Annotated in this window: 23 protein-coding genes and 1 pseudogene; 20 read left to right on the top strand and 4 right to left on the bottom strand. The window is 69.6% G+C overall.

Annotation, left to right across the window (positions count from 1 at the left end):
- Positions 1–55: 55 nt before the first annotated feature.
- Genes CBF90_RS01925 through CBF90_RS01945 form a run of 5 tightly spaced genes read left to right on the top strand, consistent with a single transcriptional unit; the run spans position 56 to position 4,787 of the window.
- Entirely contained in the window at positions 56–1,147 is a 1,092-nt protein-coding gene (locus CBF90_RS01925; RefSeq protein WP_172407767.1) for an ABC transporter substrate-binding protein, read from the top strand.
- Positions 1,144–2,481: an amidohydrolase family protein gene (locus tag CBF90_RS01930; RefSeq protein WP_088379762.1), complete on the top strand. Its 1,338-nt coding sequence runs from the start codon at positions 1,144–1,146 to the stop codon at positions 2,479–2,481. Before CBF90_RS01925 ends, CBF90_RS01930 begins: the two co-directional genes overlap by 4 nt.
- Positions 2,478–3,236: an ABC transporter ATP-binding protein gene (locus CBF90_RS01935; protein ID WP_064955316.1), complete on the top strand. Its 759-nt coding sequence runs from the start codon at positions 2,478–2,480 to the stop codon at positions 3,234–3,236. Before CBF90_RS01930 ends, CBF90_RS01935 begins: the two co-directional genes overlap by 4 nt.
- Positions 3,233–4,054 carry an ABC transporter permease gene (locus tag CBF90_RS01940; protein WP_023953517.1) on the top strand — a complete coding sequence of 274 codons (822 nt, stop codon included), beginning with the start codon at positions 3,233–3,235 and terminating at the stop codon, positions 4,052–4,054. Before CBF90_RS01935 ends, CBF90_RS01940 begins: the two co-directional genes overlap by 4 nt.
- Before the next feature lie 22 nt (positions 4,055–4,076).
- Complete coding sequence (locus CBF90_RS01945; RefSeq protein WP_088379763.1) at positions 4,077–4,787, top strand: DUF1028 domain-containing protein; 711 nt, start codon at positions 4,077–4,079, stop codon at positions 4,785–4,787.
- Positions 4,788–4,869: 82 nt separating this feature from the next.
- Here the strand turns inward: CBF90_RS01945 and CBF90_RS01950 are convergent, their stop codons facing one another.
- Positions 4,870–5,622 (bottom strand): IclR family transcriptional regulator, encoded by a 753-nt coding sequence (locus CBF90_RS01950; RefSeq protein ID WP_088379764.1) that lies wholly within the window; start codon positions 5,620–5,622, stop codon positions 4,870–4,872.
- A gap of 244 nt (positions 5,623–5,866) precedes the next feature.
- Between CBF90_RS01950 and CBF90_RS01955 the strand changes: the two genes are divergently transcribed.
- The 12 genes and pseudogenes from CBF90_RS01955 (at position 5,867) to CBF90_RS02005 (ending at position 16,819) form a co-directional block, all read left to right on the top strand.
- Positions 5,867–7,117: an ABC transporter substrate-binding protein gene (locus CBF90_RS01955; RefSeq protein ID WP_064955318.1), complete on the top strand. Its 1,251-nt coding sequence runs from the start codon at positions 5,867–5,869 to the stop codon at positions 7,115–7,117.
- A gap of 18 nt (positions 7,118–7,135) precedes the next feature.
- Positions 7,136–8,146: a branched-chain amino acid ABC transporter permease gene (locus CBF90_RS01960; RefSeq protein WP_197690553.1), complete on the top strand. Its 1,011-nt coding sequence runs from the start codon at positions 7,136–7,138 to the stop codon at positions 8,144–8,146.
- Complete coding sequence (locus CBF90_RS01965) at positions 8,143–9,222, top strand: branched-chain amino acid ABC transporter permease (protein WP_088379765.1); 1,080 nt, start codon at positions 8,143–8,145, stop codon at positions 9,220–9,222. Before CBF90_RS01960 ends, CBF90_RS01965 begins: the two co-directional genes overlap by 4 nt.
- Positions 9,219–9,953: an ABC transporter ATP-binding protein gene (locus CBF90_RS01970; protein ID WP_064955320.1), complete on the top strand. Its 735-nt coding sequence runs from the start codon at positions 9,219–9,221 to the stop codon at positions 9,951–9,953. The genes CBF90_RS01965 and CBF90_RS01970 overlap by 4 nt, the downstream gene beginning before the upstream one ends.
- Complete coding sequence (locus tag CBF90_RS01975) at positions 9,943–10,644, top strand: ABC transporter ATP-binding protein (protein WP_023953530.1); 702 nt, start codon at positions 9,943–9,945, stop codon at positions 10,642–10,644. Before CBF90_RS01970 ends, CBF90_RS01975 begins: the two co-directional genes overlap by 11 nt.
- Positions 10,645–10,646: 2 nt before the next feature.
- Positions 10,647–12,017 carry an MmgE/PrpD family protein gene (locus CBF90_RS01980; RefSeq protein ID WP_088379766.1) on the top strand — a complete coding sequence of 457 codons (1,371 nt, stop codon included), beginning with the start codon at positions 10,647–10,649 and terminating at the stop codon, positions 12,015–12,017.
- A complete protein-coding gene (locus CBF90_RS01985; protein WP_023953534.1) occupies positions 12,014–12,703 on the top strand; it encodes a cysteine hydrolase family protein in 690 nt (229 codons plus the stop codon). Before CBF90_RS01980 ends, CBF90_RS01985 begins: the two co-directional genes overlap by 4 nt.
- A complete protein-coding gene (locus tag CBF90_RS01990; protein WP_023953536.1) occupies positions 12,700–13,653 on the top strand; it encodes a polysaccharide deacetylase family protein in 954 nt (317 codons plus the stop codon). Before CBF90_RS01985 ends, CBF90_RS01990 begins: the two co-directional genes overlap by 4 nt.
- Positions 13,650–14,573 carry a hypothetical protein gene (locus tag CBF90_RS18360; protein WP_172407768.1) on the top strand — a complete coding sequence of 308 codons (924 nt, stop codon included), beginning with the start codon at positions 13,650–13,652 and terminating at the stop codon, positions 14,571–14,573. Before CBF90_RS01990 ends, CBF90_RS18360 begins: the two co-directional genes overlap by 4 nt.
- Positions 14,570–16,003, top strand: a complete 1,434-nt coding sequence (locus tag CBF90_RS01995; RefSeq protein ID WP_172407769.1) for an MFS transporter — start codon at positions 14,570–14,572, stop codon at positions 16,001–16,003. The genes CBF90_RS18360 and CBF90_RS01995 overlap by 4 nt, the downstream gene beginning before the upstream one ends.
- A gap of 119 nt (positions 16,004–16,122) precedes the next feature.
- Positions 16,123–16,509: pseudogene (locus CBF90_RS18925) on the top strand (NADH:flavin oxidoreductase/NADH oxidase); the annotation flags it as partial.
- Between the two features lies 1 nt (position 16,510).
- The gene (locus CBF90_RS02005) at positions 16,511–16,819 is read left to right on the top strand and encodes a thermonuclease family protein (protein ID WP_088379768.1); all 309 of its coding nucleotides are present in this window, start codon (positions 16,511–16,513) and stop codon (positions 16,817–16,819) included.
- A 10-nt stretch (positions 16,820–16,829) separates the two neighbouring features.
- Here CBF90_RS02005 and CBF90_RS02010 read toward each other — a convergent pair whose 3' ends face one another.
- Complete coding sequence (locus CBF90_RS02010) at positions 16,830–17,156, bottom strand: hypothetical protein (protein ID WP_088379892.1); 327 nt, start codon at positions 17,154–17,156, stop codon at positions 16,830–16,832.
- Positions 17,157–17,247: 91 nt separating this feature from the next.
- Positions 17,248–17,574, bottom strand: a complete 327-nt coding sequence (locus CBF90_RS02015) for an Lsr2 family protein (protein ID WP_064955887.1) — start codon at positions 17,572–17,574, stop codon at positions 17,248–17,250.
- Positions 17,575–17,914: 340 nt separating this feature from the next.
- Between CBF90_RS02015 and CBF90_RS02020 the strand changes: the two genes are divergently transcribed.
- From CBF90_RS02020 to CBF90_RS02030, 3 genes are all read left to right on the top strand, one after another.
- Complete coding sequence (locus CBF90_RS02020) at positions 17,915–18,496, top strand: hypothetical protein (RefSeq protein ID WP_141097114.1); 582 nt, start codon at positions 17,915–17,917, stop codon at positions 18,494–18,496.
- Positions 18,497–18,606: 110 nt separating this feature from the next.
- A complete protein-coding gene (locus CBF90_RS02025; RefSeq protein WP_088379770.1) occupies positions 18,607–18,942 on the top strand; it encodes a hypothetical protein in 336 nt (111 codons plus the stop codon).
- Between the two features lie 412 nt (positions 18,943–19,354).
- Positions 19,355–19,651 (top strand): hypothetical protein, encoded by a 297-nt coding sequence (locus CBF90_RS02030; protein WP_088379771.1) that lies wholly within the window; start codon positions 19,355–19,357, stop codon positions 19,649–19,651.
- A gap of 123 nt (positions 19,652–19,774) precedes the next feature.
- On the opposite strand, the gene CBF90_RS02035 is transcribed toward CBF90_RS02030, so the two are convergent.
- Positions 19,775–20,113: a hypothetical protein gene (locus CBF90_RS02035; protein ID WP_088379772.1), complete on the bottom strand. Its 339-nt coding sequence runs from the start codon at positions 20,111–20,113 to the stop codon at positions 19,775–19,777.
- Positions 20,114–20,124: the final 11 nt, after the last annotated feature.

Below are 20,124 nucleotides of genomic sequence, written 5' to 3' on the forward strand. Positions count from 1 at the left end.
CCACCCACATCGCCGGATCGACCCGATCCGCGAACCACCCGCGCTAGGAGACACCATGAAGTTCACCCGTACCGCTGCGGTCACCGTGACCGCCGCCCTCGCTCTCACCATCGCCGGCTGCGCCGGTGAAGACTCCGGATCCGCCGACGGCACGACCACCGTCGAGTTCGGCATCCCCACGAACATGGGCGCGAACAACTCGCCGATGGCCGTCGCCCAGGCGATGGGGTATTTCGAGGACGAGGGGCTGAAGGTCGACATCGTCGTGACGGGCGATTCCACCTCGATCGTCCAGGGCATCGACTCCGGCTCGCTCGACATCGGGAGCACCCCGCCCGAGCCGATCTGGCAGGCGATGACGAAGGGCAGCCAGCTGCAGCTGGTCTACAACTACATCCGCAAGCAGACCGGATCGCTCGCCGTCCTCGACGACAGCCCCATCACCTCGCTCGGCGACTTCGAGGGTGCCGTCATCGGCCAGAGCAGCCTGGGCACGTCGAACATGCTGCTGTCCGAGGGCATCCTCGCGTCGGTCGACCTCACGCCCGACGTGGACTACAGCCACCTCGCGGTCGGGACGGGTGCCGCAGCGCTGCAGGCGCTCGCGACCGGTCAGGTCGACGCCCTGTCGCTGTGGGACACCGAGTACGCCGCGTTCGAGGCTCAGGGCACCCCGCTGCGCTACTTCACCACCGACGAAGCCGCATCGCTCTTCTCGACGACCTATTTCACGAGCAGCGACTACGCGGCCGACAACGCCGAGACGATCGAGGCCTTCGGCCGGGCGATGGCGAAGGCCACCCTCTTCACCGCGACGAACCCCGAGGCCGCCCTGCGGATCATGTACGAGGAGTACCCCGACACGCTCGTCGCCGGCAACTCGATCGACGACCAGCTGGCGATCGACCTCGTCGCGCTCAACCGCCGCCTCGAGCTGCTCACCGCCGACGACCCGCAGGACACCGCGTCGTGGGGTGCGTACAGCGAGTCGGCTCTCGCCGCGTGGGGCACCTTCGCGCTCGACTCGGGAATCATCGACTCCGAGGTCGACACGGTCGCGGCCGCCCCGAACACCTTCGTCGAGGCGTACAACGACTTCGACGCGGATGCCGTCGTCGCCGAGGCTCAGAACTGGAGCGCCGAATGACCTCCCTCACCTACACCGACGGCGTCCCGGCGATCGACCACCACTCCCACGCCGGCTACGTCCGGCCCGGCGAGGAGCTCGAAGGCATCGATGCGCTCGAACGCGAGAACGCGGCCGGCCATGTCGAGGCCAACCTCCCCGTCGGTGTGTTCGACGAGTTCGTCGCCGCCCGCGGCCGCGGCGACCGCGACGAGCTCGCCCGGCTCGACGCGGCCCACGGCATCGAGAAGCTCTTCGACGAGAGCATCCGGTTCCAGTCGACGAGCGTGCACGGCGTATCGCTCGTCGAGGGCAGTCGCGCGCTCTACGGCGACCTGGGTCACGACGAGATCGTGCGGATGAGCCGCGACCGCAGACGTGCCGACTTCGCGGGTCTGTACGGCGAGGCGCTCGACATCTCGGGCACGGCGGCGGTGCTGACCGACCTGCCGTGGATCGACGCGGACGCCTGGACGCCCGAGCGCTACAAGCCGATCGGCCGCATCGACCCCTACCTCTACCCGTTCGGTCACCCCGCCTTCCGCCGCCGCGGCTCCGACACGCCCCGCTTCCGGCGCGTGTTCGCCACGGTGCTCGAGGGTCTGCTGAAGACCGCCGGCCTCGACGCCCCGCCGGCGACGCTGGGCGAGTACGTCGCGTTCGTGCGGGACTCGATCATCCGCCGTCAGGAGTCGGGCTTCGTCGGCCTCAAGATCGCGTCGGCCTACGTGCGCGCGCTCGACTTCCGGCGACGCCCGCGCGACGAGGCCGAGGCGGCCTATACGACGCTGCGCTCCGATGCGGCGTCGCTCGAGACGCCCGCGTACACCGCTCTCGCCGACTACCTCGTGTTCGCGATCGCCGAGCTCGCGGTGGAGCGCGAGCTGCCGGTGCAGATCCACACCGGTATGGGCCACGCCGAGCCCGGCCTGCTGCTCAGCGGCGCCGATCCGCGCAACCTCGAGCCCCTGCTGTCGGATCCGGCGCTGAACCGGCTGCGCATCATCCTCATCCACGGCGGCTACCCGTACACGTCGCTGCTCCCGGCGCTCAGTCAGGCGCACGGCAACGTCTTCCTCGACTACTCGTGGATGCCGTACCTCCACCACCACGCCCTCGAACGGATGCTGCAGGAGTGGCTCGAGCTGCTCCCTGCGGACCGCGTGATGTTCGGCACCGACACGGGGCAGCCCGAGTTCCACGTCGCCTCGACGGCCCGCGGCCGGCTCGCGCTCGACCGCGCGCTCACTGCCGGGGTCGCCGATCGCCTGTGGACGACATCTCAGGCCGAGTGGCTCGCCGCGCGCGTGCTCAACGAGAACCTCTGCCGCGTCTACGGACTGGAGAAGCCATGAGCCTGATCGAGATCTCCGACCTCTCGAAGACCTATCAGACCCGCACGGGCGACGTCACGGCGCTCTCGCACGTCGACCTCGGGATCGCGGAGGGCGAGTTCGTCTCGGTTCTGGGGCCGAGCGGATGCGGCAAGACGACCCTGCTGCGCATCCTCGCGGGTCTCGAGGGACACACCGCCGGCACGGCCACGATCGCCGATGTGCCGATCGGCGCCCCGCGGGGCGAGGCCGGCATGGTGTTCCAGAAGGCGACCCTGCTGCCGTGGCTGAACATCCTCGACAACGTCCTGCTACCCCTCAGCCTGCGCCGACGGGTGACCGGCGCCGATCGCACCCACGCGCGGACGCTGCTGACGATGGTGGGTCTCGAGGACTTCACCACCAAGCACCCGCACGAGCTGTCAGGCGGGATGCAGCAGCGCGCCGCGATCTGCCGGGCGCTGGTGCACGATCCCGCCGTGCTGCTGATGGACGAGCCCTTCGGGGCGTTGGACGCGATGACTCGCGACGCCCTGAACGTCGAGGTCAACCGCATCTGGCGCGAGACCGGCACCACCGCCGTCCTCATCACGCACAGCATCAGCGAAGCAGTCTTCCTCGCCGAGCGCGTGGTCGTCATGACCCCGCGCCCCGGACGCATCGCCGAGATCATCGACATCCCGTTCGGAAAGACGCGCACCCCCGAGCTCCTCGGCGATCCCGAGTTCGCGGCCCTCACCGCCCACATCCGTCGTCACTTCGAGGTGAACGCATGAGCACTTCCGTCCGGACCCGCCCCGTCACGACCCGGCTCGTCACGCGACGCGTCGTGAACACGCCCGCCAAGCGGGTCATCGCCTCGCTGGCTCTGCTGGGCCTGCTGCTGCTGGGCTGGCAGTTCGTCCCCGGCTGGACGAACACCCCCGTCTACGTCGTGCCGCCGCTCAGCGATGTGCTGAAGGCGCTGTTCGACCCGAACGCGTTCCCGCGTTACCTCGAGAACACGGCATCCACCATGTCGATCGTGCTCACGGGCCTCGGCATCGGAGTCGTCGCGGGCCTCGTGCTCGCGATCGTGCTCGCGCAGTTCCCGACCGTCTACGCCGTGGTGTTTCCCTACATCGTCGCGATCGAGTCGATCCCGAAGGTGGCTGTCGCGCCGCTGTTCATCATCTGGTTCGGGTTCGGGATGCCCTCGAAGGTCGTCGTGGTCGTGCTGCTGGCGTTCTTCCCGATGCTCGTCAACGCGCTGCACGGGTTCCGCGGCGTCGACCGCGACCAAGTCGACCTGTTCCGGGTCAACGGCGCGAAGCCGCTGCAGATCCAGACGCGCCTGATGCTGCCCGCGGCGCTCCCGCAGATCTTCTCCGGGCTCGAGCTCGCCGTCGCCAACTCGATGATCGGCGCGATCGTCGCGGAGTTCGTCGGGGCGCAGAAGGGCCTCGGCGTGCTGATCCTGCAGGCGCAGGGCCGGATGGAGACGGCGGCGGTCTTCGCGCTGCTCATCATCCTCTCGGTGCTCGGCATCGTCCTCAACCTCGTCGTGCGGGTTCTCCGCCGCGTGGTCATCCGCTGGGAAATGACGGCGCGCTGAGCGCGCCCGGAAGGAGAACACGATGACGTTCAGCATCATCGCCACCGACCCGAGCACGGGTGCGGTCGGGGTCTGCCAGGGCACGGGGTCGATCGCGCTCGCCTCGCGATGCCCCCATGTTGCGGGAGGGGTCGCGGTGACGAGCCAGTGGCACTCCGACTGGCGGCTCGGCCAGCGCGCCCTCGACCTCGGGACGACGGGTCTGGCGCCCGAGACGATCATCGCGGCGCTCGCCGAGACCGACGAGTCGTTCCGGTACCGGCAACTCGGCATCGTCCTCGACGACGGCCGCGTCGCGGCCCACACCGGTGACGTCGTGATCGAGTCGCAGTACGCCGGTCACCTCGTCGGCGACGGCTTCGCCGTGCTCGGGAACACCCTCATCGGCCCGCGCGTGCTCGAGGCGATGGCTGCGTCGTACGAGAACGACACCGCCGGGCTCTTCGAGGAGCGTCTCATGCGGGCGCTCGAGGCCGGCCTCGCCGCCGGTGGTGAGGGGCGCCGGCACCTGTCGTCGTCGATCATCACGACGGCACGCGGTCAACGGCGCGCGCACGTCGACCTGCGCGTCGACATCGCTCCCGAGGGGCTCGATGCGATTTCGGAGCTGCGCCGCATCCTCGACGAATACCTGCCCTTCGCCGACTACTACGGCGACCACTGGCTCGACCACCCCGAGACGAGCATGGACGACTGGATCGCCCGCCAGCCCGCCGTCTCGCCCTCTCGCTGACGCCGAGAACGCGCATCTGCACGGTGCGGGCCGCCCCGGACCGTGCAGATGCGCACCCTCGCCGCCGCGAACAGGCGGGGGGTTACTGGAGTCTGGCGGTCGCGTCGCGGGCGGCGGCCAGCACGAGCTGCGCGAGGTCGTGGTGCTGGGTGTCGCCGAGTCGGTCGACGAGGTAGGCGACCGAGAGAGAACCGGCCGGGCTGCCATCACGGTCGAAGATCGGGGCCGCGACGCTGCTCGACATCCGCACGCGCTCGCCCGCGGTATGCGCCCACCCGCGCTCGCGGGTCTCGGCCAGACGGTCTCGGATCATCGTCTCGTCGATGACGGTCGCCTCGGTGTACGCGTGCCGCTCCTGGCTCAGGACGTAGTCGACGTCGACCGGGTCCATGAACGCCAGGATGCTGATGCCGCTCGCTCCCGACCACAGCGGAACATGGTCTCTCATGCGCACGCTGATGCGGATCGGGTTGATGCTCTCCACGAGGCCGATGTAGTGCCGTCCATGTCCGTGGCGGGCCGTCAGCGTCGTGGTCTCGCCGGTCTGATTGGCCAGGTGCGAGATCGCCGGCATCCCCGCGGAGTACAGCCGGCTGCCCGCGGCTGCCGTCTGACCCAGGGCGATCGCCGCCGGGCCGAGGCAGTAGCGGCGAGTGTCGGGCAGATAGTCGACGAGTCCCGATGCGACGAGGGACTGCAGGATGCGGTGAACCACCGCTTTGCTCAGGTCGCACGACCTCGCGATCTGCGAGACACCCAGCGGCGCGGTCGCGTCGGTGAACGACATCAGCACCTCGGCGACCCGGGATGTCGTCGACGGGGCAGTATCGGCCATGGCGCACTCTCCTCGCGTGGATGAGCGTCCGGCACGCTCTGCGCAGAAGCGTACGGCCACGTTTCACTGAACGGAACGCCAGATGCCCGATTCGGGCGAGACGAAACATTCCGGATACACGCGGGCAACTGGCGCCGCATATCCGAGGCATACCGTCGCATACATCCCAGTCAGGGACTAACCCGAACGTTCCGGTCACCGAAACAGCTCCATCAGACGGAACACCACCCTCCAAGGAGTCGAGTTGAAAACCACGAGTCGCTTCACGCTCGCCGTGACCGCTCTCGCCGTCGGCAGCGTCACGCTCGCGGCCTGTGCCGGATCCGCCGTCGGAGCAAGCCAGGCAGCATCCTCGGGCGAGGCACCCGAGGAGATCGTCATCGGAGCCCTCCACCCGCTCAGCGGTTCGAACGCGGTCGACGGCCAGCAGATGAGCAACGCCGCACAGATGGCCGTCGACGCGATCAACGACGCCGGCGGCATCGAATCCCTCGGCGGCGCGAAGCTCGTCCTCGAGGCGGCCGACACCCGCGGCGAGCCGGAGACCGGGCAGAGCGAGGCGACGCGTCTCATCCAGGAGGGCGCCGCGGCGCTCGTCGGTTCGTACCAGAGCGCGACGAGCGCGAACATCGCCTCGGTCGCCGAGCGCAACGGCGTGCCGTTCGTCATGGACGTGTCGGCACTCGACTCGATCCTGGAGCAGGGTTACACCAACTCGTTTCGCATCCAGCCGTCGGCGAGCATGATGGGCGAGCAGAGCGCGACCTATCTGTCCGAGATCGCCGAGGCCGCGGGCACCCCGGTGACCAAGGTCGGCTACCTCTACGAGCAGGGGAACTTCGGCGCCTCGGCTTACGAGGCGTTCGCTGCGAAGGCCCAGGAGTACGGCATCACGGTCGAACCGGCGATCAGCTACGACCCCTCGTCGAGCGACCTGTCGACCCAGGTGCAGCAGGTGGCAGCCGCCGGCGCCGACGTGCTCGCCGTCTCGGGCTACTACAACGACAGCCTCGCGATCGCTCGCGCTGTCAGCTCCATCGCCCCCGATCTCGACGCCGTGTTCGGTGTCGCCAACGGCGGATACGACCAGGTGCAGTTCACCGCCGACGCCCCCAACGGGGGTGAGAACTACTTCGACGCGAACTACCGGTGGGATGCCACCAACGATGAGGCGGTCGCGGTCGCCGAGGCGTTCGAAGCCGAGTTCGGCGAGCCGATGCGGACGAGCGCGATGCTCACCTACGACGCCGTGACGCTCATCGCCGAAGCGATCGACGCCGCCGGGAGCGCCGACCCCGCCGACATCCGTGATGCAATCGCCGCGACGACGTACGAGCCGCACGTCGTCAACGACGGTCCCGTCTCGTTCGATGAGACGGGACAGAACGTCAACGCCTCGGTCGTCACGATGCAGGTGCTCGGCGGCGCAGTCACCCAGGTCTACCCGGCGGCCCTGGCTCAGCAGCCGCTCGTCTACCCGGCCCCCGTCCGCTGACAGCGAGGAGTGAGTCTCATGACGATCCAGGCGTCCCCGCCCACCGCCCCGGCCGGCGAGAAGCCCGTCCGCAACCGCCGCTACAACGGCCCCTCGCCGCGCGCTCTGGTCGTGACCCTCGGGGTGCTCGCCCTCGCGCCCGTGGTGGCCGGGTTCATCTCGGGCAGCCCGACCGTGCTGGCGCAGGCGCTCGTGACGGGACTGCTGACCGGAGGCATCTACAGCCTGGTCGCCATGGGACTCACCCTCGTCTACGGGGTGCTCCACATCATCAACTTCGCCAACGGGGCCATGGTCGCTCTGGCGATGTACCTCACGTACGTGCTGGTGAACCTCACCGGGATGCACCCCTACGCGACGCTGCTGATCACCGTTCCGACGATGTTCCTGCTCGGCGCGGCGACGCAGGCGGGTCTGCTGAACCCGATCATGCGCGCCCCCATCCACACCCAGCTGCTCATCACGATCGGCTTGGCGCTGGCGATCGAGAACATCCTGTTGCTCGTGTTCGGCCCCAACCCGCTCTCGGTCCAGCTGCCCGGCAACACCGGTGTTCCGATCCTCGGCGCGACGGTCGACCTGAGCCGCATCTACGCCTTCGTCGGTGCGCTGGTCCTCGTCGCGGCCCTGTGGCTCATCCTGCAGCGCACCCCGGTCGGCACGGCGGTCCGATCGGTCGCCGCGAACCCCGAGGGCGCCCGCCTGGTGGGCATCGACATCAAGGGGATCTACATCCTCACATTCGCGCTCGGCGCCGCCGCAGCCGGAGCCGCCGGCACGCTGGTTGCTCCCTTCACCACGATCGAACCGACAGCCGGGTCGGTGTTCAACCTGACGGCGTTCGTCGTCGTGGTCCTCGGCGGCATGGGTAACGTCCCCGGTGCGCTCGTCGGCGGGCTGATCGTCGGCCTCACCGAGCAGCTGGGCGGGCTGATCCTGCCCGGCCAGTCACCGCTGCTGGCCGTGTTCGTCGTCTTCCTCATCGTGCTCTTCGCCAAGCCCCGCGGAATCTTCGGGAGGACCGCATGACCGTCGCCACCCCCGCGCGCCCGACGGCGCCCGACTTCACCACGGGTGCTCACCTGCTCGCACCGCGTATCCCTCTGCACCGTCGCACGACCTTCCGTCACTACGTCGCCCTCGGGGTGCTGGCGGTCGTCGGGGTCGCCCTGCCCTTCGTCCTTCCCGCTGCGGAGCTCGCCGTCGCCATGCGCGTGCTGATCTTCGCCCTCATGGGGATCGGCTGGAACATGATGAGCGGCTTCGGCGGAATGTTCAGCTTCGGTCACGCCGCCTACTTCGGCATCGGCTCGTACGTCACGGCCGTGCTGCTCGTCGACTTCGGTGTGAGTCCGTGGATCGGCCTGATCGCCGGGATGGCCCTGGCAGCAGCGGCAGCCGTGGGCATCAGCTTCCTCGCCCTGCGCTACAAGCTGACCGGTGCCTATTACGCGCTGTCGACGTTCGCCTTCGCCGAGATGCTGCGACTGTTCGTCGTCGGCAATGACGCGCTCAACCGCACGGTCGGCTTCACCGTCCCCGTGCTGCGCGGCGACGACTGGGCGATGTTCCAGTTCCCCGTCGGCTCGCCGAACTACTGGTGGATCGGCGTGGGCATGGTCGTGCTGGCACTCGTCGTCGTCATCGAGTTCCTGCGTCGCCGCACGGGTCGTTTCACCCTGGCATCGCGCGACGACGACCTGGCGGCGGCGGCCATCGGCGTCAACGTGCTGCGGTACAAGCTGACCACCGTCGCTCTCTCCGCCGCCATCACGGCCGCGGCGGGCACGCTCTACCTGCAGTACTACATGTTCATCGATCCCGAGCTCGCGTTCGGCGCCCACGTCTCGAACAACGCGATCATCACGGCCGTCGTGGGCGGGGTCGCGACCGTCTGGGGTCCCGTCATCGGAGCCGTCGTCATGGCGCCGCTCTCGGATGCCGTCGCCGCTTTCCTCCGTCACCCTCCCGAGGCGCTGTCGTTCCTCCAGGGCCACGGCGGTCTCGACATCCTCATCTACGCCGTCATCCTCATCGCCTGCGTCCTGCTCCTCCCCAAGGGCGTCTACGGCACCGTCAAGAACTGGGTGGTGAAGAAGAAGTGACCCTTCTCGAGATTCAGGGCATCAACAAGTCGTTCCGCGGCCTGCACGCGCTGCGCGACGTCGACATCTCCGTCGACGAGGGCGAGATCGTCGGGATCATCGGCGCGAACGGCGCCGGCAAGACGACGCTGTTCAACTGCGTGACGGGCGCCTTCCCGCCCGACTCGGGGCGGGTCACGCTCGACGGGCGCGACATCACCGGCGCGAAGATGCACGTGCTCGCACGCTCGGGGCTCGTGCGGACGTTCCAGCTGATGCGGCCCTTCCACACGATGACCACCCTCGAGAACGTCACGATCGCGGTGCAGAGCCGCGGCGTGCGGCCCGAGCGCGCGGCGCGTGACGAGGCGGCGACGCTCCTCGATCGCACCGGCCTGTGGTCATGGGCGGATGCCGAGTCGGGCTCGCTCCCGACGGCGGTCCAGAAGCGTCTCGAGCTCACCCGCGCCCTCGCGATGCGTCCGCGAGTGCTGCTGCTCGACGAGGTGCTGGCTGGTCTGGTGCCGTCCGAGCGCACTCCCGTGCTCGACCTGCTCGACGAGCTGCGGCGCGAGGAGGGCGTGACGATGCTCTTCATCGAGCACATCATGACCGCCGTCCGCCGACTCAGCGACCGCGTCGTGATGATGGACCAGGGAGCCGTCATCGCGCGGGGCTCGGTCGACGACGTTCTGCAAGATCCCCGAGTCATCGAGGCCTACCTCGGTAAGGAGTACGGCGATGCTGCTTGAGATCGACGACCTGCGTGCGGGTTACCACGGACTGGAGATCCTCCACGGGATCTCGCTCTCGGTCGACGCCGGAGAGGTCGTCGCGATCGTCGGGGCGAACGGCGCCGGCAAGTCGACGACGCTGAAGACCATCGCTGGCGAGGTGAAGCAGCAGGGCGGCTCGGTCCGCTTCGACGGCGGCGCCGTCGGCTACGGACGCAGCCACCTGGTCGCGCAGCGCGGCCTGATGCTCGTGCCCGAGCACCGCGCGCTCTTCGGCTCGCTCACCGTCGAGGACAACCTGCGCATGGGCGCTTGGGGCAAGAAGGGGCGCACGGGGTTCTCGGAGGACGAGATCCTCGACCTGTTCCCGATCCTGCGCGAGCGACGCCAGCAGCTCGCCGAGACGATGTCGGGCGGTCAGCAGCAGATGCTCGCCATCGCCCGCGCTCTCATGGGAGCGCCACGTCTGCTCATGCTCGACGAACCCTCGACCGGGCTCTCGCCGAAGCTCACCTGGGACGTCTTCCACGCCGTCAACGCCATCCGCGATCGCGGTGTGGGCGTGCTGATCGTCGAGCAGAACGCCCACCAGGTGCTGCAGCTCGCCGACCGCGCCTACGTTCTCGAATCGGGCAGCGTCGCGCTCGACGGCACCGCCTCGGCGCTCGCCTCGGACGAGCGCGTCCAGGCCGCCTACCTGGGCCACTGAGCATGACGACTCACCGCGAAGCGTCTCGGATTCTCGGCGAGTGGGTCGCGTCGGCGCCGTTCGCAACGGCCTCGGATGATGCGAAGCGTTCGCTCGTCCGCGCCGTCGAGAACCTGCTCGCGGTCACCGTCGGAGCCGCCGCGATGCCCGAGATGCAGCGGCTGCGGCGTGCCTGGACGCCGAGCCCCGGGCCCGCGACCCTCGTCGGATCCCCGCGCCGCGTCGCCGTCGAATCAGCTGTGTGGCTTAACGGAGTGGCCGGGGTCTCGACCGAGCGCGACGAAGGCAACCGGTACAGCAAGGGGCACCCCGCGGCGCAGACCGTGCCGGCCGTGCTCGCGCTCGCGGAGGCGCAGGACATCGCGGGCGAGCGGCTGTGGGACGCCCTCTACGTCGGTTACGAGGTCGCCGCGCGCGTCGGGCGGGCGACGACCTTCCGGCCCGACGTGCACACCCACGGACCCCTCGGCGCCGTCGGTGCGGCGGCGGCGTGCGCGGTGCTCCTGGGTGCGGATGCCGACGGCGTCGCGCGCGCCGTCGGCACCGGCGCCGCGATGGCTCCCGCGACGTCGTGGCAGCCCGTGCTGCGCGGTTCGGCGGCGCGCGATCAGTGGGTCGGCCAGGGGGCCCTGGCCGGACTCGCGGCGGCGCGCTTCTCAGCCGCCGGGCTCGCCGCCGACCCCGACGGGCTCGCCGCCGATCTCGGCGGTCTCGGGACGATCGACCCGGATGCCGTGATCCGCGGCCTCGGTGACGAGAGCCTCGTCACCACCAGCTACCTCAAGCAGCACTCCGCATGCGCCTACACGCACGGTCCCGCCGACGCGGCGCTCCTCGTTCGCGCTCGCATGGTCGCGGCGGGCGTCGACCTCGCCGACATCGTCTCGGTGCGCGTCGAGGGGGTGGCCTCGGCGGCATCCTTGCCCGCCACATCGTGGGGTTCGCGGCACGGCGCGTACTTCTCCGTCCCGTTCGCCGTCGCCAGCGCACTGTGGTTCGGTGACGTGTCGGCCGAGCGGGCCGATGTGCCTCCGCACCCGCAACTGGCGCGCATCGCCGCCGTGGTGGCGGTAACGGATGCCACGGCCGACCTGCGGCCCGATACCGCGACCTCGCGTCCCGCGCGGGTCACCGTGCACCTCGCCGACGGCACCGCCCACACGGCATCCGTCAGGCACCCGCAGGGCGACGCCGTCGATACTCCTTTCTCGGATGCGCGGATCGACGCGCTGCTCACCGAGGCGCTGCGCCCGACGGGCTTGGGCGCCCCCGACATCCATCGCGCCGTCCACGACTTCCACGACCCCGACCCCGGAGCGCTCACTCGCGCTCTCGGCCGACTCGCCCCACCCTCCGAAGGAGACCTCGCATGAACGACACGATCGACTGGAACGTCGAGATCGACACGATCCGAGACCTGCGCGCCCGGCGCACGAAGGTCGGACCGGGAACGTCACCCGCCGTGATCGTCATCGACTTCCAGCGCGCGTTCACCGAGCACGAGAAGATCGGCCCCGGGACGGCGGTGGCGCTCGCGCACACGAACGAGCTGCTCGAGGCGGCGCGGGCCGCGGGCGTTCCCGTCATCTACGCGGTGATGATCCTCGACTCGCTCGACGACCGGATGCTGGCACAGCGGGTGCGCTCGAGCCTGACCGAGCGCTGCGAACGCGGCAACCCGTGGACCGAGATCAGCGCTGCCGTTCCGCCGGCTCCGACCGACCACATCGTCGAGAAGACCGTCGCGTCGGCGTTCTACCGCACCCGCCTCGACGACCTGCTCGCCGAGCTCGGCGTCGACGAGCTGATCTTCACGGGCACCTCCACCAGCGGATGCGTCCGGGCGAGCGTCGTGGATGCCGCCTACCGCAGCTTCCACATCAGCATCGTCGAGGAGTGCTGCGACGACTTCCGCACGGTGTCGGGCGAGGTGTCGCTGTGGGACATGCAGGACCGCTTCGGCGACGTCGTGACCAAGCAGTGGGTCCTCGACCGATTCGAGGCGATGCAGGGTGCCGATGCCGAGGCGCTGGCCGAGGCCACCGCGGAGCTCGCATGACGATCCGCAACAACGAGCGCCTCTGGTACGCCCCGATGGCGACCCGGCCACGCGTGGAGTGGCCGGGCGGCAAGCTGCTCGCGTTCTGGCACGCGCCGAACGTCGAGCACTACGACTGGATCGCGCCCGGGGGCGGCTCACCGCAGGGCCGGATCGCCTTCCCCGACGCGCAGCACTACATGCACCGCGACAGCGGCAACCGTGTCGGCCTGTGGCGGATGCTGCGCATCGTCGATGAGTTCGAGATGCCGTCGACCGTGTCGCTCAGCCTGTCGCTGCTCGAGGAGCAGCCCGAGGTTCGCGACGCCATGTTCGAGCGGGGGTGGGAGATCATGAGCCACGGCATCTCGAACCTGCGGCCGATCTACGACATGCCCTACGACGAAGAGGACGCGTTCTACGCGCTCTCGCAACGGCTGAGCGAGACCTATTACGGCGGCCGGCGCATCAAGGGGATGCTGGGCCCGAAGATCTCGGGAACCGACAACACCGTCGACCTCATGGCCGCGCACGGCATGCAGTACTTCGCCGACTTCATCCACGACGAGCAGCCCCGCCCGCTGCGAACGGTCGGTGACGCCCCGATCGTGTCGATGCCGTACAGCTTCATGCTCAACGACGTCCCCATGGTGCACGTGCGGAGCCTCTCCGCATCCGACTTCATCGCCCTGGCGAAAGCGCAGATCGACCGCTCGCTGGCCGACAGCGAACGCGACGGGCAGGGGCGGGTGGTCTGCCTCGCGACGCACCCCTTCCTCGCCGGGCAGCCGTGGTTCGCCGGGGCTCTCCGAGAGCTGTTCGCGCACGTTCGCGCCGACGAGCGCATCTGGGCCACGACGGCCGGCGCGATCAGCGACCACTACCTCGCCCACCACTACGACGCGCAGGTCGACTTCGCTCGCACGCTCGCCGACGAACACGCGGCTCTTCTGACGGAGGTCGGCGCATGAGCCTCATCTCCCACCCCGCAGACGCGACCGTGTTCGCCCCCGACCTGCCGCGCGCCTACGACGCGCACCGTCCGGCGTGGACGCTGCCGGGCGCGAAGAAGCTCGTGGTCTCGGTGCTGCTGCACGCTCCCTCGTACCAGGACGACCTTCCCGCGGGAGCGTTCTCGCCGACGTCGATGCAGGGCGGTGTGGGCCGCGACACCTCCGAGCCCCGGCACGGACAGGTCGCCCGACTGTCGCAGTGGGACTTCGGCCTGACGACCGGCATCTGGCGGCTGCTCGACATCGCCGACCGTGCGGGCGTTCCCGTCGCCGTCGCGCTCGACGAGTTCGGTGCCCGTACTGTGCCGGGGCTCGCCCGCGGCGTCGCGGCACGTGCCGACGAGATCGTCGTGCGAGGTGCCGGCGCGAACGTCATCCTGTCTCCTGAGATGGATGCCGCCACCGAGCGCTCGTACATCGAGAGCGCACGCGACACCGTCCAGCGTCTGACCGGGCGCGAGGCCACCGGATGGTTCGGCCCCGAACGCGCCGGCACCTCGCGGACCACCGCCCTGCTGCGCGAGGCGGGGTTCGGCTGGTTCGGGGACTGGCCGATCGACGAGCGCCCCGTGACGCTGGTCGGCGCCTCAGACGGCCTTGTCGCCGTGCCGCATCCGCTGGAGACGGAGGACATGTTCGAGCTCTACGCCCGGGGGATCGTCGCCGACGACTACGAGGAGCTGCTCACCGCGACGGTCGACCAGCTGATCGCCGACGCGGACATCGTCGGCGCCCGCCACCTCGGACTCAGCCTGTTCGGCTGGGTCTCGGGTCAGGCGTGCTTCGCCGACGTCGTCGAGCGCACCTTCCGGATGCTCGCCGCCCACCCCGATGTGCTCCTCGCGACACCGGGCGGGGTGGCGGAGCTCGCCGAGTGACGCCGGAACCCGCGGCTGCGGGCGGCCCGGACGGCCGCCGTTCGCTGCCGCTGCGGCTGCCGTGGTCGCTCGGCAGCGGCACGATCCTCCTCGGGCTGAACTCGTCGATCATCGCGGTCGCGCTCGTTCCGATGGTGGCGTCGTTCGGGGGAGACGCGGCCGTCGCCACGAGCGCGACCGCATGGATCATCAGCGCGCTCTACATCGCTGCTGCGGTCGGGTCGCCCACGGCAGGACGCCTCGCCGACCTGTACGGACCGCGACGCGTCTACCTCCTGGGCCTGGCGCTCATCCTGGTGGCCTCGGTCGCCGGTCCGTTCATCGCCGACAGCGGCTGGATGATCGTCGACCGGGTCGTGCTCGGGCTGGGAGCCGCCGCGCAGTTCCCCGCGGCGATGGCGATCATCCGCCGCCAGGCCGACCTCGCGCGCGCCACGCCCACCGGCGCGATCGGCATCATCGCGCTGTGCGGGCAGACGACGGCAGCTCTCGGCCCGACCGTCGGCGGTCTCGTGGTGGTGGCGTGGGGGTGGCCGGGCATTTTCTGGGTCAACATCCCGATGGTGATCCTCTGCGCGACGCTCGTGCTGGCCTTCGTCCCCGCCGACGCCCGCGGCCCTCGGGCGAGCGCAGCGCAGACCTGGCGGGCGCTCGACCCCGCCGGCATGGTCCTCATGATCGGCACGCTGGTCGCGCTCATGGTGGCGCTGCTCAGCATCGACTCGGCGCCGACGGTCGCGGTGGTCTCGGCGGCGGTGACGGTCCCGTTGGCCTCCGGGTTCGTCTGGCGTGAACTGCGGGCGGAGCGGCCCTTCGTCGACGTGCGCCTGCTGGGCCGGTACCCGCAGTTCGGCCTCACCTGCCTGCGGGCGATCGCGACGTTCATCTCGTTCTACGTCATCTTCTACGGACTCCCGCAGTGGATGCAGGCGACCCGCGACCTCGGACCGGCCGTGACGGGACTGCTCATGCTGCCGGTGTTCGGGGTCGGGGCCCTCTCGACCGTCGTCGCCACGCGCCTCGGGCGCACCTGGCACCCGCGTGCCCTGCTCGCCGTCGGCACCTCGGCGATGGTCCTGGCCGGCACGCTCCTCGCACTCACCGGTGCGGCCGACATGCCGCTCTGGGTGCTCGCGATCGTCTGCGCCCTGCTCGGCGTGCCCAACGGCTTCAACAACCTGGGCAACCAGCTCCTGCTCCATCACGCGGTGCCCGCCGGGGCTGCCGGTGCCTCCACCGGGATCTACCGCACCGCGCAGTATGTCGGCGCCGCGCTCGCCGCCGTCGTCGTGGCGCACCTGCTCGACGCGGGCGCCGTCGCCGGCGGCATCCGCGACGTCGGGCTGACGATCGCCGGGCTGGGGCTCGCCCTGCTGCTCGCGACCGTCGTCGCCGTCATCCGTCTCCGCCGAAAGGAAGCAGGAGCATGACCCTGACCTCCCCGCCCCCCGCTGCGAACGGTGCTGCCGACGAGGCGGACGGCCCGGCCCTGCTGCGACCGTTGCGACTGCGCGACGTGACTCTGCGCAATCGCATCGGGGTCTCGCCGATGTGCATGTACGCGGCGCCGCTTCCCGACGGCGTCGTCGACGACTGGCACGTCGTCCACTACGGCCAGTTCGCTCTCGGGGGCGCGGGACTCATCATCACCGAGGCGACGGCGGTGTCGCCGTCGGGCCGGGTGACCCCCGACGACGCCGGCATGTGGGACGACCGGCACGTCGCCGCCTGGCGACGGGTCACCGATGCCGTGCACCGCACCGGCGGCCGCATCGCGGTACAGCTCGCGCACGCCGGACGCAAGGGCAGCAAGTACGCCGGGTTGCCGGGCGACCCGCCGGAGCACCGTGGATCGGTTCCCGAGAGCGCCGGCGGATGGCGCACGCTCGGCGCATCGGGCGAGCCTTTCGGGCGCTTCGCAGAACCCGCGCGCCTCGATGCCGACCAGGTGGACGCCGTCGTCGCGGAGTTCGCCGCAGCCGCGCGTCGCTCGGTCCGTCAACGACGCCCTCTACGGCCGCATCGTGGAGCTCTACCCCGACCCCACCCAGGACGACGTCGACCGGTACGGGCGACTCCTGCGACACGTTCTCGTCGACGGCCGCAGCATCGCAGAGAGCGCCCTTGCCGCGGGCATGGGGTACGAGTACACCTACGACGCACCCTACGCGGGCCAGGACGTCCACAAAGCGGCTCAGGAGGCGGCTGCAGCTGCAGGGGCGGGCCTGTGGTCCGCGTGCGAGTGAGCGAATCAGGTCACAGCGACGGGGGAGTGGCCACTGGGGTCACCGCCGACGCCCACACCCAGGCGCGGTGCTCGACCTCGCCGACGAGGAACCGGACCGCCACGGCATCCGCCGTCCACCGGCATGCCTGCCCATCGACCCACACCGGAGTCGCGCCGAACCGCACCCACGCACGCACGGGCTTGGGCTTCGGGTCGATCGTGACCGGCTCGGTATCCAAGCCGATCTCCTCGCGGGATAGGGACTGGAGGGGGCCGGCGTCTCGCGCGATGCGCTCGAGGATCGTCGCATCCATCCGGCGATCGACCGCCGCGGCGTAGCGCCTGTTCGTTCCCATCCCGACTCCCTGCACACAGGGTAGCCCGATGCGAACATATGTTCGATACGCGCAATGCGCGACCCGGCAGGACGCGCCGCCGCCGGCTGCGTCAGTTCGCGGCGTTGTACGCGTCCAGGACGGCCTGGGGGACGCGGCCCCGCGTGTTGATCTCGTAGCCGTGCTCAGCGGCCCAGCTGCGGATCGCGGAGAGGTCGCTGGCACCGCGGCTGCGCCGCGCCCCGCTGCGGGCCGCTCGTCCGCCCGCGGCCTTCCGGCCGGCGGCGATGTACGGCTGCAGAAGCTGTTCGAGCTTCTCCCGGTTGCCCTCGGAGAGGTCAATCTCGAAGTTCTGCCCCTGATAGGCGAACGTGACCGTTTCGGCGTCCTCGGTGCCGTCAAGGTCATCGGTGATGTAAACGATGCTGCGCTGTGCCACGCGCCCGACGCTATCGCAGTGATATCGGCGACAACACCGCACAACAGGCCGTTTGCGCTCATCTGAGTGGACGATCCGCGTTCCGCGGATCGCGGTGCCCGCACCCCTGCGGGGCGCTCGTTTTTTCGCCTGGAAGCCTGCGGCATCGTACGGCTCCGACGGGGGAGTGCAAGCAGCTGCGCTGCCGGCTCCTCCGAGACTTTCGGCACGCGGTCGCTGCGCTCCCTTATCTCGCGCCGAAACTCTCTCCTCCACCGCCCCTGCGGGGTTGCATTCCCCCCCCTCTCCGCCTGCTCGGCACTTCGTGCCTTCCAGGCGAAAACGAGAGGGAGAGAGGGACATGCAAACACCAGCCGACCGGTTCTTCGCACGTAAGCGCACGCCGTACCGGATCGAACGACTCATGGGGGAGCGGGTCGTGAACGCGCAGCTCGAGCTGATCGCGTTCTACGCCCGCGGGTTCGACAAGCGATACAACGCCGCCAAGCGCGAGCGCAACGCACCGATCCGGGCACGGTACCCGCAGTTCACCCGCCGCCCCGACACAGAGGTCGTCCGCGTACTCATCGCGGCCGAGCTCCCGCCCCGGCACACCGGCCCGAAGGTGACCCCCCACCGACGCGCGGAGAACAGGCGGACCGCCGACGCGTTCTTCGCAGGCACCAGGCAGAGACGCGCACAGGCCTGGGCGAACATCACCGCATGGATCGAACGTGAGCGCCACGGGTACGCCCGCCACATCACCGTGCAGGCCCACGACGCCCCGCTCGATCCGGTCACCGCCGAAGAACTCGCCGCTCTCGCGCCACGGTCGAACAAGCCCCGACGCATCAAGCGCGGACAGATCGTCGTCGTCGGCATGACCGAGGAACAAGCCCTCGCGATCGCCAACGCCGCCGCGGCGGCCCGCGAAACCACCTGAGGGCGCAGTGAGGGGGCCCTGCCCCCTCACACACCCCCGAAGGGGCCCATCTCTCCACAGACCGACGGACACCGAACCTGAACAGCCAGGGGGGCCGCGACGATTAAGGCATGTCACACACCGAACCTCTCGCGGTCGTCGAGGAACGCGACCACCACAACGCGCCGACGCGGACCCGCGTCGTCGACGTCGACCCATCCCAAATCACCGAGGTCGCCGGCCTGATCATCGACAACCGCCACCTGGTGCTCGTCGAACCTTGCCGGCCCGTCTGCCACGCCACCCTCATCCTCACCCTCGACACCGGCGCGACCATCGACGACTCAGCAGGCGACCACCCCGACCCCGACCAGGCGGCGTCCGAGATCAACCGGCTATCCCAATGGCTCACCGGCGAACTGATCGAACGCGAACCGGCCGATACGTCAGGCTCGGGCGTCATCTGAACGGTTGAAACGACGGCCAGAATCTCGGCAGCGGCGGCGCCGTTTGAACGGACGCCGACGAAGCGGCGCAGAGTCCCTTGGCGCGACGCGCGCGGAAGAGGACGGCCCGCTCACGCGGCCCGGCAGCGATCGCACCCCTCTGGGATGCTCCTTTTTTGCCGTGAAGCCTTCGGCAGCATACGGTCGGCCAACCTCCGTTCAAGCGGCTGCGCCGCCGGCTCCTCCGAGACTTTCGGCACGCGGTCGCTGCGCTCCCTCACATCGCGCCGAAACTCTCTCCCCCTCCGCCCTCCGGGTTGCACTCCGGCCGCCCTCCCTAGCGGCGGTAAACCGCCTTCACGGCAAAAAACGAGAGGGAGAACGAACCGATACTGTGACTCCCAAATCAGCACCGACACGAAGAGGAAACGAAATGTACCCCCACGCCATCAAGCTGACCGACGCCCAGGCCGATGTTCTCGCCGTCGAGCTGCGCGCGTCCGGGAACGGGGACAAGACGGGAGCTCAGCCCGACGAGTTCATCGGCGGCGCCTCGCGTGAGACCTGCCACCGGGTCGCCGACAACATCGAACGCGACCACGAGCTCCGACTCACCGACCAGCTCGAGCACGAAGAGATCGCCACGCTGTTCTGGGCACGCGACTGGAACAACCGGCCCGCCTCCGAAACCCTCCGGCCGATCCGCAACCAGGTGATCATGCCCGCGTGAGGTCGAACCGTGGGGGAGGCTGTCGGGCAGGTCTGGCCTGTTGTTGGGGGGCCTTCCCGCTCACGTGATGTCAGAGCCCGGCCGGCACGGGCGTGCGGGGGACGTGGGGCTGCGCTGACCGGATCACGCCCTTACGAACTCCGTGATCTCGATGTTGGCGAATAGCACGTCATATCCGCCGTTCCCGCCACCGAGAAAATATGGATACAGATCGCCGGTTACGAGGAGGCCGTTACTTTCGATGGCCTCGTCGTAGGTAACTTCGAGAGGGCGGTACTCGCTGATCATGTTCACTCGACCGAGCGTGTCGTCGGGGCCCAGCTTGGCGAAGCCTTGCAAATAGTTCGGTACGGGCTGAAGGAGGTCGGGTGGTGTCATCGACACGATGTACGACCGTTCGATGACCATCTCCACCGGGGCCCCGGTGGAGATCAGGCGGCCACGCAATATCCACTTGTCCATAGCCTAAATCT

It is taken from the genome of Microbacterium sp. AISO3 (assembly GCF_002204305.1).
In the GTDB taxonomy this organism is placed as follows: Bacteria; Actinomycetota; Actinomycetes; order Actinomycetales; family Microbacteriaceae; genus Microbacterium; species Microbacterium arborescens.

Bases quoted from the DNA above. Each gene is read 5' to 3' on its own strand.
- CBF90_RS01935 (WP_064955316.1), top strand. From the start codon at position 2,478: ATGAGCCTGATCGAGATCTCCGACCTCTCGAAGACCTATCAGACCCGC.
- CBF90_RS01930 (WP_088379762.1), top strand. From the start codon at position 1,144: ATGACCTCCCTCACCTACACCGACGGCGTCCCGGCGATCGACCACCAC.
- CBF90_RS02010 (WP_088379892.1), bottom strand. From the start codon at position 17,156: ATGGGAACGAACAGGCGCTACGCCGCGGCGGTCGATCGCCGGATGGAT.
- CBF90_RS02035 (WP_088379772.1), bottom strand. From the start codon at position 20,113: ATGGACAAGTGGATATTGCGTGGCCGCCTGATCTCCACCGGGGCCCCG.
- CBF90_RS02005 (WP_088379768.1), top strand. From the start codon at position 16,511: ATGCCGACCAGGTGGACGCCGTCGTCGCGGAGTTCGCCGCAGCCGCGC.
- CBF90_RS01990 (WP_023953536.1), top strand. From the start codon at position 12,700: ATGACGATCCGCAACAACGAGCGCCTCTGGTACGCCCCGATGGCGACC.
- CBF90_RS01980 (WP_088379766.1), top strand. From the start codon at position 10,647: ATGACGACTCACCGCGAAGCGTCTCGGATTCTCGGCGAGTGGGTCGCG.
- CBF90_RS02020 (WP_141097114.1), top strand. From the start codon at position 17,915: ATGCAAACACCAGCCGACCGGTTCTTCGCACGTAAGCGCACGCCGTAC.
- CBF90_RS02025 (WP_088379770.1), top strand. From the start codon at position 18,607: ATGTCACACACCGAACCTCTCGCGGTCGTCGAGGAACGCGACCACCAC.
- CBF90_RS02030 (WP_088379771.1), top strand. From the start codon at position 19,355: ATGTACCCCCACGCCATCAAGCTGACCGACGCCCAGGCCGATGTTCTC.
- CBF90_RS01960 (WP_197690553.1), top strand. From the start codon at position 7,136: ATGACGATCCAGGCGTCCCCGCCCACCGCCCCGGCCGGCGAGAAGCCC.
- CBF90_RS01975 (WP_023953530.1), top strand. From the start codon at position 9,943: ATGCTGCTTGAGATCGACGACCTGCGTGCGGGTTACCACGGACTGGAG.
- CBF90_RS18360 (WP_172407768.1), top strand. From the start codon at position 13,650: ATGAGCCTCATCTCCCACCCCGCAGACGCGACCGTGTTCGCCCCCGAC.
- CBF90_RS01950 (WP_088379764.1), bottom strand. From the start codon at position 5,622: ATGGCCGATACTGCCCCGTCGACGACATCCCGGGTCGCCGAGGTGCTG.
- CBF90_RS01925 (WP_172407767.1), top strand. From the start codon at position 56: ATGAAGTTCACCCGTACCGCTGCGGTCACCGTGACCGCCGCCCTCGCT.
- CBF90_RS01965 (WP_088379765.1), top strand. From the start codon at position 8,143: ATGACCGTCGCCACCCCCGCGCGCCCGACGGCGCCCGACTTCACCACG.
- CBF90_RS01945 (WP_088379763.1), top strand. From the start codon at position 4,077: ATGACGTTCAGCATCATCGCCACCGACCCGAGCACGGGTGCGGTCGGG.
- CBF90_RS01940 (WP_023953517.1), top strand. From the start codon at position 3,233: ATGAGCACTTCCGTCCGGACCCGCCCCGTCACGACCCGGCTCGTCACG.
- CBF90_RS01985 (WP_023953534.1), top strand. From the start codon at position 12,014: ATGAACGACACGATCGACTGGAACGTCGAGATCGACACGATCCGAGAC.